Source organism: Gloeotrichia echinulata CP02, from assembly GCA_038087035.1.
GTDB lineage: Bacteria > Cyanobacteriota > Cyanobacteriia > Cyanobacteriales > Nostocaceae > Gloeotrichia > Gloeotrichia echinulata.
Map to the genome: position 1 here is coordinate 2,725,846 of CP051187.1, position 14,343 is coordinate 2,740,188.

Here is a 14,343-nt window from a genome sequence, read left to right on the forward strand (position 1 = left end):
AACTCAGGGCTTACGTATTCTCATCAACCATTCACCAGTTTTTTACTTCCGAAAAAATAAAAATTTTTTGCGGAAAAGCAATTGTTAAACGTGTAGCTGTCAATACGCCCAAAGAATTAATCAGGAGACAAAAAATGATTAGTAAAATTAACGCTCTAGATACTTTACATTCAATGTCAACTCAGGTGGAGTTAGATTTGTTAGCAGCATTACTAGAACCCGAAGATGCTACTTATCCCTGGAATCCATCTGATGAAGAATCAGAAGCTTATTTTGCTCAACTAGAACAGCAGTTTATTATCGACGATTTGCTCGAACAAGAACTAACAACACAATCGCAAGCTTTTTACAGCCAACTAGACACGGTTTGGTCAGAGATTTCTGATTGTGTATACTACAACAATAATACAAATCAATCGATTCTTGGTAATCTTCAAGAAAATTTAGAAACAGCCTTTGCTTCTGCTATACCCGAATACTGGCTCAAAGCGATCGCCCAGCAAGCGACTGAAATTTTTACTAGCACTGAATCTATTGGCGAACAGCTGATTCAGTGCGTTCAGTCGGTATTACCCATGTGGGCGGCGGAAGATCTTTTGGTATTAGCACGTCCTTACGCCTATGCTATGCGAAGTAGTGAAGCCCAAAACGCAGCCTCTGTCATTAGTAATCTTGAGAATCGCGACTGGAGAACTTTATCGGAAATCGAGCAAGCAAAAGTTACTTTAGCAATCTCCTACTATGCTCTCACAAAACTAAATACCTTACCATTGGAATCTTAAATGTATACTGTAAGTAGACTTAGATTCAATTGACAGGTATGATAAAACTTTAAACAAAATATAGTCTAGCATAGTCAGATATAGTCTAAAAGACAGTCCTAATGAAATTATCTGATTATGCTAAAACCTTGGGGATTTCGTACCTTACCGCTTGGCGACATGACAAAGCAGGTAAAATACCATATCCAACAGAGCAACTTCCCACGGGTACGGTAATTGTTGATTACGACCCGAAAAAGATATCAGGGCAAAGCGCAAAACCGAAAAAATTGTAGAAGCCTTAAATTCTCCAACAGATTGATTAAGTTTTCTAGTCAAGCATATCGGCTCTTCCGTACTTAGCGTGCTGAATTTGTTAAAAAATAAGTTTGAAACCCTTGCGTGGCTCCGATAAAAGCCATTATTTTTTGTATTTGAGCTACTGTTACTAAAAATCAAATTATAAACGCCTGTAAGCCTTGTTATTAAAGCAATTTAATCGACTTTCATTAATAATTAAGCACGCTACACACGCAAGAGCCGTCTATTCTAAGGGATAGGGGGTGTCTGGTAGTACATCCAAGGCGGATAACTCCACTATTTAAGCGTGTCCATGCTGAAAGTAGAGTCGCTTAAAGCTAAATTGCATAAGTCTGACTATATTTGACTATGTGATTTGGAACTATTTAGGCTTGATTTTGATAATTACCACAAAAACGGCAATTAGGTGTGCAAATATTGCTTGTGTGATTTTTTATTTTTTATTTGGGATCGATAAAACGGGTAGCAAAGTTTTGCGATCGCGTCGGTGATAAAGCCCGGGCCTTGAGAATTGCTGCCATCAAAAAAGCATAAGACAACACCCCAACAACCACCAGCAACAAAGCATTAATCGATCCGGTAGCGTTCCACAAAGCGTGAAGTGCGGCGGCGCTAACATAACCTACGGGGAGAATCTGCCAAGCTTGACGGGGTTTGAGAACAGCCAAACCAATAAAATAGCCCAGATAGCCGCTATAAGCCATGTGTCCGGCCACTGAGCCTAAAATTCGGGGAATTAGCAACTGTAAACCCACCAATTGACCAGCCCCTACCCCCGCCTGTTGAGCGACATTTTGGGTGATATCAGGCACATACTGTCCGAGAGTTTCTAGCAAAGTAAAGCCTACAGCAGAAGCGGTTCCTAGGAGAATGCCATCTAGAGGTTCCCAGACGCCTATCCGTTCCCGCCAAGGAGAACGCAAAAGGCTACCGATTAAAAATGCCCCCAATACAGGCAAGGCCTTAAGTAATTCCTCCATCAAGCCAGCGCCAAAAAACATCCGTACCAGCAATTCTGTGAAGGTGATCGAATCTTGCTCTGAGGGCAATTTACCAGGGAGTACGCCGCGAAATACGAAAATAAAGAAATCCAATAGGGGACTGAGCAAAATTACCATTGTGCCCAAAGCTACAGGAATTATTACCCACCAAGGCTTCTGTTTACCACAAAGTTGGTAAACAAAAAAGTAAGCAGCGAAGGCTATGTAACTGGCGACAATTACTTGATTTGCTTGTGGCCGACCGACCGTAGCGAACATCAGCACTACAAATACTACTGTAAGAATTCCCGGTACAAGGTAAGCTTTACGAGTTAAATCTTTACCAGTGGAAATAATCGGAAACAGTTGGGTGAAACTAACCGAGTCAGGCTTTAATTGTCCTTGGGAGTTAACCGCCGATGGAACATGACCTGCTGGCTTTGTCATCACCGTAGCGGGGGAGACGGATTCGTGTTCAAATACAAATTGTGGCCCATCAGCCCCCAAAGAAATGCGATCGCCTGGGTGTAATTCCTGACAACCTTGTAAGCGTTGTCCATTTAAATAAGTACCATTGGCACTATCTAAATCACAAATTAACCAGCTAAATTTGTGATCTGGAGAGGAAGAGAGGGGACGAACCACCGCATGACGACGAGATACCATCCGATACATCATGGCATCCAAGACAACCTGACAGCTGGGGTCGCGTCCAATTACTACTTCTTTACTGGGGAGCAATGAGTAACGAGATTCTGACCCAAAGGTTGCTCCATTACCAGACACTAGCCGCAGAAATGCATTATGTCTTGCGTTTTTGCCTGTCATCGAGTTAGAGTGCGTGTTTTAATAATTATAAAAATACGTTGACAGTAGAATTAAGCGTAGCCACATCAATCGCAGCATTGCTAAATACACTATAGCTTTACTAACTGCTCATAAATCGAAAATTGACCAGAGGAAAAAATCAAAATTGTCTTACCCCATCTTGACAGGTATTCTGGCGGCTAGCAGTTAGTCATCAGCCTGATTTGTTGGGAGTATTAATTATCGAAAGTATTAGTAATTTATTCGTAAAACCTAGTAGCAATTTAATTTCTGAAAATTTTATTTGAAGGATACTGAGTCGCGAATGGTAGGTTTGACCCCTGATAGCACGGGAAAATCAGGGTTTTTGGCGTCGTTCGATAATCTTCCAGGGCGCAAGGCCTTGGGACACAACTGTCGTTACTATCCTTACCGCCCTCATCACCAACGCCGTCACAGGTAAAATAGATGTGCGCCAAGTCCCCATCCCCTAACCCCAGAACCCACCATGACACAAATCACCCTTTCCGACCTCCCCGAAACCGTCCAAACCCTACTCAACCAAGCCCAAAAAACAGGCGAACCCCTCACTATTACCCAAAACGGTATCCCCTTCGCCATTATTTCGCTCATCAAGAAAAAATCCCTCCTCCAAACCCTTTCCACCCTTGAACCACTGGACGAAGACTTTACCGACGTGGACGAAGGATTATTACCATTAGATGATATTGAGTTTTCAAAATGAGCTATTTATACTTGTTAGATACAAACATCATTTCCGAACTAAAGAATTATTTTCTCATTAATGACCAATGACCAATGACCAATGACCAATGACCAATGACCAATGACCAATGACCAATGACCAATGACCAATGACCAATGACCAATGACCAATGACCAATGACCAATGACCAATGACCAATGACCAATGACCAATGACCAATGACTAATGACTAATGACTAATGACCAATGACCAATGACCAATGACTAAATCAGATGAAATTCAGCGATCGCTTTGTGAAAATTTTTGTTTTCATGTCCAGAACGGCTGAGTTTAATCAGCGCAAAACGCTGTAAGGGATTTAAACTTGCCCATTTTTCGGGTGTGAGGTTAACACCGATTTCTTGAGCTTTTTCCTGTACACTAGGTGGGACAGTGGTAGAGTCCATCCATGCTGGTTCAGGCTCAATGGGCAATTTTGCTGCTGGTGTGCCGCTGCGTTGTAAAATCAATGCCTGAAGATAGTCTTGGTAAGATTGAATTTCCGTTGGTGTAGTGCAAGGTAATTCGACTAAAGCTAGATGTTCAGCTACAGTCATTTGGCTCCAATCAGATAATTTTAACTTAATTCCACAGGTATCGAGTTTGTAACGTACTTGCATGGGTATGCAACGGAGAGAGTCTACAAAATCTGCTTCAAATTCAAAGAAATTTGACATGTTTTCTATCTAGAATTGCTGGTGCGAATTATCAAGTAACTAATTGATAGAGATAAAATAGCGATTCCCAGACCAATTATTTCAATTCCTTCGGTTGCTTTTAGATCAAGAATAATAATTTTACGAGCTATGGCAATTAAAGATGTTACAATCACCAATTCAACCTGTAAAACGTGTTTCTTCAAATATCCCGTAATATTTTCTAAAATTTCTAAGGCAATCAAAATATTGAGAAACAAACCAAATATTTTAAATAAGATTTTGTTGAAATCTCCTGGTTGCGTGTAAATTAATTCTTCAAATATAAAAAATGCCAAATCTCCAACTGCTAATAAGATGACAACCACCATAAACACAGATAAAATCTTTGAAACTATAACTTCGAGATTTTCGATGAGGTGCATAAATGGCTCATCTTTTTTGAGAATATCTATAATTTTTCTGGATAATTTATTCATTTGCTGCACCTTATTTTTAACTAAAAAATGGACAGTAAACAGTAAAAAGTAAAATCGTGTAGATAAATCTAAAGGATTGAACAAAGAAGCCTTACGGATGGGTGACCAGTTCTTTTGCGGTGTTTTTTTATGATTTTGCATAGCTAAAGCCAGTGTAGAGTTACCCTATTTACTCTCGTGTGTCGGGGGGCAATACTGCGTAGGTTTTGGAATTTCTTGGTTGAGGCAAGCAGGGGGAGCAGGGGGAGAAATGGAGGCAGGGGAAGAGTTTTGCCTCCCCTGCTTCCCCTGCCTCCCCTGCCTCCCCTGCAAATCCTACGCAGTATTGTGTCGGGGGGGGAGACACCGCCCGTACTGAGAAAATCCCCGATCTGTGGATGGGGATTTTAAAATGAGCTTTTGGTAAACAGACAATAATCTATAGTCAAAATAAATAAATCATGACTATAGATTATTGCTTATTCATTAAATTACTAAATTATTTATTTGGGCGTATATTTAGCAGCTTACCATTGTGAGGACTGTAGTTGACAGTTTTTGACTACAATTTCAAGAGAAATTGGTAATAGCTGCACTGCACAAGCTTTTAATTCTGGTTGTAGGGAATCAGGACAAGATGCTGAATGGGTGAGGGCGTTGGCTTCGGCTTGGTTAGCCCATAGGGCACCCCAATGCATGGGAATAAACACTGTACCAGGGGCGATCGCCTTTGTGACCTTAGCGGGAAACCTGGCTTGACCGCGACGCGATCGCACTTCTACCCAAGAATTGTCTGTAATTGCTAACTTTACAGCATCACGGGGGTGAATCTCAATAAACGGTTCGGGATGCATTTGCTGAATTTTCTCAATGCGCCCGGTACGTGTTAGGGTGTGCCAATGTCCATAAAGTCTTCCAGTAGTTAAGACAAAAGGATAATTCGGGTCTGGTGGTTCGGCTAACCCCCGCGAGTGATAAGCCCCAAATCGCGCCCGTCCATCAGGGGTATGAAAGCGCAGATCGGTGTACAGTCTTTTAGAGTGAGGAGTGAGGAGTGATTCTGACTCATAACTTTTTTCAGGACTTGGCCATTGAATAGGGCTGATTGTCAATTGTTCGTGACTGATACCCGACATATCGCAAGGGCGATCGCGAGTTAGTTGGGCGAATTCAGCATAAACTTCAGCGGAGTTAGCAAAAGTAAATTGTTCCACAAAACCTAATCGGCGTCCAACTTCGGCGAAAATTTCCCAATCAGCTTTTGCTTGTTGTGGTGGTTGGCGGAAAGCTGGAGATAGAGTTACCATGCGTTCAGAATTTGTCATCACGCCAGTTTTCTCACCCCATTGGGCTGCAGGTAGGAGGATGTGGGCGTAAGCTGTAGTTTCTGTAGGATAGTAGGCGTCTTGGTAAATTGTGAAAGGCGATCGCAATAATGCCTTTTTTGTCCTTTCTAAATCTGGCATACTCACAGCTGGGTTAGTCGCCGCAATCCACAATAAACCCACTGCGTCTGCTTCCAAACTAGTAATCATATCCCAAGCGGTCAAACCAGGATGAGGCGAAATTTGACCTGGTTTCAATCCCCAAAATTGTTCAACTTCAGCCCGATGCTGGGGATTTTTAATTGACCGATAACCGGGTAACAAATGCGCCAAACCGCCGGCTTCCCTTCCTCCCATTGCATTTGGCTGACCAGTAAGAGAAAAAGGCCCAGCCCCTGGCTGACCAATCTGTCCAGTCATCAGGTGCAAATTAATAATACTTCTGACCTTAGCCGTACCCTCACTGGATTGATTCACACCCATTGACCACAAAGAAAGCACCCGCTGAGATTGACCCCAATATTTAGCTGCGGTTTCTAAATCTTCAATACTAATTCCACAGCGATTTGCTACGACATCTGGAGAATAGTGGCGAATCACCTCAGCGTATGCAGAAAAATTGCTGGTACAGTCGTCAATAAATTCTAAATCAATATAATTCCAGCGCATTAATAAATGAGCGATACCATTTAATAAATCGATATCCGTACCAGGACGAATGGCTAAATGTAAATCCGCAGCTTCTGCAGTTGGTGTGCGCCGTGGATCAACCACAATCATTTTCACATGACGATTTTTTTTGTGATATTTCGCCAGTCGATTGAAAACAATTGGGTGACATTCCGCCGTATTGGTGCCAATTAAAAATGCACAGTCAGTTAATTCCAAATCTTCATAACAGCAGGGAGGTCCATCAGCGCCAAAACTTTGAATATATCCAGATACAGCACTAGACATACATAAACGAGAGTTAGCGTCAAAATTATTTGTACCTAGACATCCTTTTAATAGTTTTTGGGCGATGTAATAATCTTCAGTTTGAAACTGACCAGAACCATACATACATATAGCTTCAGACCCTTGGGTAAAGCGCACATTTTGAATCCGCTTGGTGATGATATCAAAAACCTCATCCCAACTGACGCAGCGAAACTCTTGATCTAAAGATTCTCGCACCATTGGGTAATGAAGTCTATTTTTATCTAAAGATTCGGCAATTGTCGCGCCTTTGACACAAACCATACCCTGGCTGGATGGGTGCGCTTTATCGCCCCGTACCCGCCAAATTGGATTTCCTTGGCTATCTCGATGAGTCGCTTTTCCTGGTTGGGCTGGGGGGGAAACTTCTAGTCCACAGCCAACGCCACAGTAAGGACAGACGGTTTTGGTAAATTCACTCATAATCGAAAGAATTTTTAGCTCACGCATTCGACGAAGTCGTTCCCGTAGGGTAGGCGCAAAGACGCATTCGCGGAGCGTCTCGCAGAGAAGAAGCAAAAAATTTATAGGTAATCTTAGGCTAGGAAGGGAATAATCAGGTTTCGCAAGAGAAGAGGAAGGATATTTTTAATCTTTCCTTTTTTCTCTTTTTTATTCATCATTGTGAGCGTAGCGACGATAGAGGAAGTCTAGGGCATAGTTCCGTAAGTTATAGTATTGAGGGTCTTCCATGATGCGTTTACGGTTGCGGGGACGGGGGAAGGGAACATTGAGAATTTCGCCAATTTTAGCGGCTGGTCCGTTAGTCATCATGACCACTCGGTCTGCTAAAAATAGTGCTTCATCAATGTCATGAGTAATCATCAGAATTGTGACTTGATGTTCGCGCCAGATTTGCAGCAATTCTTCTTGTAATTCTTCTTTAGTGATAGCGTCTAATGCACCGAAAGGTTCATCAAGAATCAAGACTTGAGGACGAATAGAAAGGGCGCGGGCGATCGCCACTCGTTGCTTCATTCCCCCAGAAATTTGACTGGGTTTTTTGTCTGCGGCTTCTGTTAATCCCACCATCGCCAAATGTTCCTTGACAATAGCTCGTTTTTCTGCTCTGGGTTTTTTGGGAAATACTGAATCTACAGCTAAATACACATTTTCAAAGACACTTAGCCACGGTAGTAAACAGTAGTTTTGGAATACCATCATTCTGTCTGGGCCTGGTTCAGTGATAGGTTGATCTTGCAGTAAGACTATCCCATCGGTGGGGGAGTTGAACCCAGAAACCATGTTTAACAGCGTAGATTTACCACAGCCAGAATGACCAATAATGCAAACAAATTCCGATTCACGAACTTTCAGGTCAACTCCATCTAAAACCGTATAAGGACCGTCAGGCGTTGGGTAAATTTTGCTAACGCCATCAATTACCAAAAAATTCTCTGCTTTCGGTGATAGCAATGGATTAACTTGGGTTGTGTTTTGATTTTTTTTAGCTACTTGCATAGTTATCTTTATTTTCACTCACTGACTACAGCAATTCATTACTTCGTCGCAAACTTTCCTCAAAAATCCTCAGCGTCCCTCTGCGTTTAAAAAAGTAAATCTTTTATCCAAATGGTATTTAAGTCTGTAAAGCTTTCTGTTTCTTCGCCAGTTTTTGTTGATTGAGAAAGTCAATCATTTCATTCCGCAAATTGTAATAACTGGGATGGTTGACTACTTCTAGGCGTTGACGGGGACGGGGGACATTGACTTCGATAATTTGGCCGATATGGGCTTCGGGTCCATTGGTGAGCAGAACGATGCGATCGCTCAATAATAGCGCTTCATCAACATCATGAGTTACCATTACACAGGTCAGGTTGTGTTCGTTGCAGATTTTCATCAGTTGTTCCTGCAAACTACCCCTTGTTAAAGCATCTAATGCACCAAATGGTTCATCTAGCAATAATAATTTGGGACGAATTGCTAAAGCCCTGGCGATCGCTACCCGTTGTTTCATCCCTCCAGATAATTGACTAGGACGCTTCTTTGCTGCTTGGCGCAATCCCACCATATCAATGTGTTCTTCAACAATGGCTTGGCGTGCGGTTTTGGGTTGATTATGATAAACTTCATCCACTGCTAAGGCGATGTTTTCTCGCACTGTTAGCCAAGGTAGCAGGGAATAGTTTTGGAAGACGACCATCCTGTCTGGGCCTGGTTCTGTGACTTCTCTTCCTTCTAATATCACACCGCCAAAGTTCGCTTTGTCTAAACCGGCGATGATGTTGAGTAGGGTCGATTTACCGCAACCAGAGTGTCCAACTAAGGAAACAAATTCGCCTTGTCTAATTTTTAGTTGAATATTTTTCAGCGCGATATATTTACCACCATTTGGTAGTTCAAATATTCGGTCAACGTGGTCTATTTCTACAAAGGTTATCATCTGTTATTTGTTCTTTGAGTAATGAGTGATGAGTGAGTAATGAGTAATGAGTAATGAGTAATGAGTAATGAGTGATGAGTGATGAGTGATGAGTGATGAGTGATGAGTGATGAGTGATGAGTGATGAGTAATGAGTAATGAGTGATGAGTAATGAGTGATGAGTGATGAGTAATGAGTGATGAGTGATGAGTGATGAGTGATGAGTAATGACTAATGACCAATGACTATTTTTGTTCTTCAGAAACTACTTTCTTCGCAATGAAACCAACTAATCTATCTAGCATTAATCCTACTAAGCCTACATAAATTAGTGCCAAAATCATTTCACTGAGATTAGTTGCAGTATTAGTGTTGAATGCATCCCAAATAAACGAGCCGATTCCCACACCACCAACTAACATTTCGGCGGCTACAATTGCTAACCAAGATAAGCCAATACCAATTCTTAAGCCGGTGAATATGTAAGGAACTGTGGCTGGAAATAGAATTTTTATGAAATACTTGAATCCCGAAAGCTTTAATACTCTAGCAACGTTTCTGTAGTCTTGGGGTATTTGTTGTACACCAACTGTTGTATTAATCAGAATCGGCCAAATAGATGTGATGAAAATCACGAAAATCGCTGAGGGATTAGCTTGGCGAAATGCTGCTAAAGAAATAGGCAACCAAGCCAAGGGTGGAACTGTTCGTAGTACCTGAAATATGGGGTCTACGGCACTATAAATTAATTGATTGGCTCCAATAATGATGCCAAAGATAACGCCTACAATCGCTGCTAGACTGAAACCTAAACCTACTCTTCCTAAACTTGTGAGTATTTGCCAACCTAATCCTTTATCATTTTCACCATTATCAAAGAATGGGTTAATGATAAACGGGTCCCAAGTATCTTGAAAAACTTTGATTGGTCCTGGCAAATTAGAATCAGAACTTGAGCAGAGTAATTGCCAAATAGTTAAAAATATGATGAGCGCTACTAGTGGAGGTACAACTTTTTTTGATAAAAAATTGGCAGTCTTATTCTGCGAATTTCGTTTTTTAGTACGACTTCCAAGGGTTGCGGTCATTTTCTAGCTTCTCCAATTAAGATTATGTACGTACGTCAGTTTTTTGGTTCTGTTTGCAGTTGTTAAAAATGGGCTAAATAAAACTGCAATTTGCCGATTTTTTAGCCCAGTAATTGATGCAGCATTTCTCAATATTTCCTGTTTATTTTGAATTTCAATGTCTGAAAATCTCTGTTTATGTGGTGAATCCCCAACTTATGATGTTAACCACATAAATAGTTTGTTTTGCAGTCAAATTAAGCTTTCTTGATTTTCAAGCTATTCAAGTACTCTTCAGGTTTTTCTGGGTCAAATTTGACGCCATCAAAGAAAGTTTCGACACCACGAGAAGTGCTAGTAGGAATTTCAGCAGCAGCAACACCAAGGGCTTTAGCTGCTTGTTTCCACAAGTCTTCTTTGTTTACTTGATCTACGAGTTCTTTGACTTTAGTATCAGCGGGTAGTTTTCCCCAACGGATGTTTTCTGTTAAGAACCAAATATCATGACTTTTGTAAGGATAGGAAGCGTTATCTGCCCAGAATTTCATCCGATATTGAAAGTCTTTAACTGTGCGTCCATCGCCGTAGTCAATATTGCCTCTGAATCGCTCTAAAATATCAGCAACAGCGACGTTAAAGTATTTACGGTCTGAGCAAATTTTACACATTTCTTCTTTATTTTCGGGTTTGTCGCACCATTGCTGTGCTTCTATTATTCCCATTAACAAAGCCTGTGTTGAATTGGGATTTTTATCTACCCAATCTTTCCGCATGGTAAAGGCTTTTTCTGGGTGGTTGTTCCACAGTTCACCTGTCACTAAAGCGGTGTAACCCAATTTTTGGCTGACTAATTGAGCATTCCAAGGTTCTCCCACACAAAAGGCGTCTACGGTGCCAGATTTTACATTGGCTACCATTTGCGGGGGTGGTACGACTTCTAAACCTACATCTTGGTTAGGATCGATACCGCCAGATGCTAACCAGTAGCGCATCCATAAATCGTGGGTACCACCGGGAAAGGTGACAGCGGCTTTTAGAGCTTTTTTATCGGCTTTGGCTTTATCTACAGCCGCTTTCAAGCTTTTGCTATCTGCTGAAACTTTCAAGTCTTTAAATTTTTCGGCGACGGAGATGGCCTGACCGTTAAGATTTAACCTCGCCAAAATGTACAGTGGTACTTTGTCGGTGATACTGATTTGGTAGGGCATGGGGCTGAGGATATGCGATCCATCAATACCATCACCAGCTGAACCGATTTTTAAGTTTTCACGAACTACAACCCATGATTTTTCTTTTTTGAGTTCGACATCGGTCATGCCATATTTGGCAAAGAAGCCTTTCTCTTTGGCTATAATCAGGGGAGCCGCATCAGTTAGGGGAATGAATCCTAATTTGGCTTTGGTGGTTTCGACTTTTGGCGCATTACCTACAGCGGTAACGTTAGATGCGGGATTAGCTGTAGTATTAGGCGTGGAGTTGTCTGCACTTGATCCATTGGATGAGCAACCGTGAATCAAGATAGTACTAGCAGCAGCAGCACCTGTGGTTATAATGAAATTTCTGCGCGAAAGATTACTCATTGTGTGTCTGGTGTTATTTTTTGAGTAGATATTTTGGTCTAGGTTGCAAAAGGGTGATATTTGCCAATTGTTGCTAAGTGGAGACTATCAGCCTTTTCAATAGGAACAAATGAACTAGGAAATCCAAAGCTGAAAAGGGCTTTCAGTTTAGACCATCAAAATTATCCCTTTAAGCTATCCATGCAATCAAGAGCGATCGCAACATTTACAGCAGTTTTCATCTATTTAGACCACAAGCTGATATTTGTATTTCTTTCTTCCTTTGCGCCTTCTCTACGAGACGCTACGCGAATGCGCCTTTGCGTGAGATATAAAGATGTGGTTCATTTACCTGAAAACCGCTGTAAGCAATTCGCAATTATCTTTTGTGTTGACGGTTGACTGTTAAGTCGGTAGGAATAAACCAAACTATATTACGTGCCTGAAATCCTTACCAATCACCAATGACAAATCACAAATGATGACCAAAGATAGTCACGTTTATTTGCGCCGACCTACTTAATTGTTAACTGTCCACCACTTCAAGTTTGATGGATTCATTTTTTTAAGTTCCCTCACTTTCGTGGGATACTAAGGTTTGTATCCTCGGTTGTGCGCCAAAATGTTCGATGAGTAATTCTCGTAATACTGGCTGTAAGTCTTCGCATGGTACACCTTTGGTTACACAAGTTCCCAATTGAGCATTTTTACCGACTTTACCGCCCATGTAGATGTCAACGCCTTCTAAGGTTTTGCCATTTTTGCGCGTTTTTGTGCCCATTAAGCCAATATCGGCCACTTGCGGTTGTCCGCAGGAGTTAGGACACCCTGTCCAGTGAATTCTCACAGGACGAGTGAGAATTAACTCTGCTTCTAAGGCTTTAACCATCACCAAAGCGCGGTTTTTGGTTTCTATGAGTGCGAAGTTACAAAATTGTGCGCCTGTACAAGAAACTAGCGATCGCGCCAGTAAACCAGGGTCAATTTTAAACCTTTGAAGTAAAGGTTCCGTTAAAAATGTTGCTAACCGGGAATCTGGTATATTGGGGATAATCAGATTTTGTTCTACGGTAATTCGGATTTCACCATTGCCGTAAACTTCCGCTAATCGCCCAATTTCCAACATATCTTCAGCGTACAACCGACCCACTGGAATATGCAAGCCTACGTAATTTAATTCTAATTGTTTTTGTTTATATATTCCGACATGATCCCGTTTTTCCCAATCGATTTCGTCTTTTGCTGCTGCGGGTAAAAAGGATTTACCCCAACGGTTTTCTACTTCTTTGCGGAATTTTTCTATACCCCATTCATCAATCAACCACATCAAACGGGCTTTTTGTCGATTAGCACGTAAACCGTGGTCGCGATAAACTTCCAAAATGGCTCTACATACACTCACTACGTCTTCTGGTGGTATCCAAGCATTCAGCGGAATCGCCGCTTCACACCGTTTGGCTGAGAAAAAGCCACCAACTAGGATATTAAACCCAAAAGCTGGCGATTGGGAAGATTCTTCCCCAGTCCCTAATAAAGAGTCACTCATCCCTTCTTTAAACGCCGGCACAAAAGCTAAATCGTTGATTTCCGCATGAACTGAGTTGTCTTTACCACCAGCGATCGCAATGTTAAATTTACGCGGTAGGTTGGTAAATTCTGCGTTACCAACTCCATTATTGGTCAGCATGTCTTGGATTTGCTGTACCAATCCTCTGGTATCAAATAACTCATCTGCATCTAACCCCGCTACCGGATCACCTGTGATATTGCGGACGTTATCCATCCCTGATTGGACGGTGGTTAAGCCAACGGCGCTAAATTTATTAAATATATCCGGTAAGTCTTCAATCCTAATTCCCCGCAATTGGATATTTTGTCTGGTAGTAATGTCGGCGCTACCATCATCACCGTAGCGCTGCAAAACTTCCGCTAACACCCGCATCTGTTTACTCATCAGGATACCATTAGGCATCCGCATCCGCATCATAAATTTGCCGGGGGTGACTGGGCGAAAAAATACCCCCATCCATTTTAGTCGATGATCACGATCTGTTTCGTCCATCGCTTCCCAGCCTAAGACAGCAAATTTCTCTATCTCCCCTTTAATCGCGAGTCCATCTTTTTCTTGTTTGAGTTTCTCAAACTTGTTGAAACTGGCTGTAGTGGTAGTAGCTGTGTCTGTCATACCAATTTTGGATTTTAGATTTTCGATTGGGGACACTTCGGCAAGCTCAGTGCATCGCTGGGGACTGGGGGTTAGCGCATGTTTTCAAAGTCTTAGATACCCCCAACCCCCCT

The 14,343-nt window shown here is 41.8% G+C and carries 12 protein-coding genes and 1 pseudogene; 3 read left to right on the plus strand and 10 right to left on the minus strand.

Annotation, left to right across the window (positions count from 1 at the left end):
- Positions 1-134: 134 nt before the first annotated feature.
- The gene (locus HEQ19_12045) at positions 135-782 is read left to right on the plus strand and encodes a hypothetical protein (protein WYM00140.1); all 648 of its coding nucleotides are present in this window, start codon (positions 135-137) and stop codon (positions 780-782) included.
- A gap of 101 nt (positions 783-883) precedes the next feature.
- Positions 884-1,057: a hypothetical protein gene (locus HEQ19_12050; protein WYM00141.1), complete on the plus strand. Its 174-nt coding sequence runs from the start codon at positions 884-886 to the stop codon at positions 1,055-1,057.
- Positions 1,058-1,522: 465 nt separating this feature from the next.
- On the opposite strand, the gene HEQ19_12055 is transcribed toward HEQ19_12050, so the two are convergent.
- Positions 1,523-2,890, minus strand: coding sequence for a PrsW family glutamic-type intramembrane protease (locus tag HEQ19_12055; GenBank protein ID WYM00142.1), 1,368 nt, complete (start codon positions 2,888-2,890; stop codon positions 1,523-1,525).
- Between the two features lie 487 nt (positions 2,891-3,377).
- Between HEQ19_12055 and HEQ19_12060 the strand changes: the two genes are divergently transcribed.
- On the plus strand, positions 3,378-3,614 hold the full coding sequence (locus HEQ19_12060) for a type II toxin-antitoxin system Phd/YefM family antitoxin (protein WYM00143.1): 237 nt from the start codon (positions 3,378-3,380) through the stop codon (positions 3,612-3,614).
- Between the two features lie 57 nt (positions 3,615-3,671).
- On the opposite strand, the gene HEQ19_12065 is transcribed toward HEQ19_12060, so the two are convergent.
- The 9 genes and pseudogenes from HEQ19_12065 to HEQ19_12105 all read right to left on the minus strand — a co-directional run bounded on the left by HEQ19_12065 (position 3,672) and on the right by HEQ19_12105 (position 14,230).
- Positions 3,672-3,815: a hypothetical protein gene (locus tag HEQ19_12065; GenBank protein ID WYM00144.1), complete on the minus strand. Its 144-nt coding sequence runs from the start codon at positions 3,813-3,815 to the stop codon at positions 3,672-3,674.
- A gap of 45 nt (positions 3,816-3,860) precedes the next feature.
- A complete protein-coding gene (locus HEQ19_12070; protein ID WYM00145.1) occupies positions 3,861-4,313 on the minus strand; it encodes a nitrate reductase associated protein in 453 nt (150 codons plus the stop codon).
- 5 nt (positions 4,314-4,318) lie between these two features.
- Positions 4,319-4,771 carry a phosphate-starvation-inducible PsiE family protein gene (locus tag HEQ19_12075; protein WYM03370.1) on the minus strand — a complete coding sequence of 151 codons (453 nt, stop codon included), beginning with the start codon at positions 4,769-4,771 and terminating at the stop codon, positions 4,319-4,321.
- A 506-nt stretch (positions 4,772-5,277) separates the two neighbouring features.
- On the minus strand, positions 5,278-7,476 hold the full coding sequence (locus HEQ19_12080; protein ID WYM03371.1) for a nitrate reductase: 2,199 nt from the start codon (positions 7,474-7,476) through the stop codon (positions 5,278-5,280).
- Positions 7,477-7,665: 189 nt separating this feature from the next.
- Positions 7,666-8,514 (minus strand): nitrate ABC transporter ATP-binding protein, encoded by an 849-nt coding sequence (locus HEQ19_12085; GenBank protein WYM00146.1) that lies wholly within the window; start codon positions 8,512-8,514, stop codon positions 7,666-7,668.
- A 130-nt stretch (positions 8,515-8,644) separates the two neighbouring features.
- Positions 8,645-9,439: pseudogene (locus tag HEQ19_12090) on the minus strand (nitrate ABC transporter ATP-binding protein).
- Positions 9,440-9,664: 225 nt separating this feature from the next.
- Positions 9,665-10,507, minus strand: coding sequence for a nitrate ABC transporter permease (gene ntrB / locus HEQ19_12095; protein WYM00148.1), 843 nt, complete (start codon positions 10,505-10,507; stop codon positions 9,665-9,667).
- A gap of 236 nt (positions 10,508-10,743) precedes the next feature.
- Positions 10,744-12,066 carry a CmpA/NrtA family ABC transporter substrate-binding protein gene (locus HEQ19_12100; GenBank protein ID WYM00149.1) on the minus strand — a complete coding sequence of 441 codons (1,323 nt, stop codon included), beginning with the start codon at positions 12,064-12,066 and terminating at the stop codon, positions 10,744-10,746.
- Positions 12,067-12,610: 544 nt separating this feature from the next.
- Entirely contained in the window at positions 12,611-14,230 is a 1,620-nt protein-coding gene (locus HEQ19_12105) for a ferredoxin--nitrite reductase (GenBank protein ID WYM03372.1), read from the minus strand.
- Positions 14,231-14,343: the final 113 nt, after the last annotated feature.

Excerpts from the sequence above, each read along its gene's own strand:
- HEQ19_12100 (WYM00149.1), bottom strand. The coding sequence starts at position 12,066 with ATGAGTAATCTTTCGCGCAGAAATTTCATTATAACCACAGGTGCTGCT.
- HEQ19_12045 (WYM00140.1), top strand. The coding sequence starts at position 135 with ATGATTAGTAAAATTAACGCTCTAGATACTTTACATTCAATGTCAACT.
- HEQ19_12085 (WYM00146.1), bottom strand. The coding sequence starts at position 8,514 with ATGCAAGTAGCTAAAAAAAATCAAAACACAACCCAAGTTAATCCATTG.
- HEQ19_12060 (WYM00143.1), top strand. The coding sequence starts at position 3,378 with ATGACACAAATCACCCTTTCCGACCTCCCCGAAACCGTCCAAACCCTA.
- HEQ19_12105 (WYM03372.1), bottom strand. The coding sequence starts at position 14,230 with ATGACAGACACAGCTACTACCACTACAGCCAGTTTCAACAAGTTTGAG.
- ntrB (WYM00148.1), bottom strand. The coding sequence starts at position 10,507 with ATGACCGCAACCCTTGGAAGTCGTACTAAAAAACGAAATTCGCAGAAT.
- HEQ19_12080 (WYM03371.1), bottom strand. The coding sequence starts at position 7,476 with ATGAGTGAATTTACCAAAACCGTCTGTCCTTACTGTGGCGTTGGCTGT.
- HEQ19_12055 (WYM00142.1), bottom strand. The coding sequence starts at position 2,890 with ATGACAGGCAAAAACGCAAGACATAATGCATTTCTGCGGCTAGTGTCT.
- HEQ19_12070 (WYM00145.1), bottom strand. The coding sequence starts at position 4,313 with ATGTCAAATTTCTTTGAATTTGAAGCAGATTTTGTAGACTCTCTCCGT.
- HEQ19_12050 (WYM00141.1), top strand. The coding sequence starts at position 884 with ATGAAATTATCTGATTATGCTAAAACCTTGGGGATTTCGTACCTTACC.
- HEQ19_12075 (WYM03370.1), bottom strand. The coding sequence starts at position 4,771 with ATGAATAAATTATCCAGAAAAATTATAGATATTCTCAAAAAAGATGAG.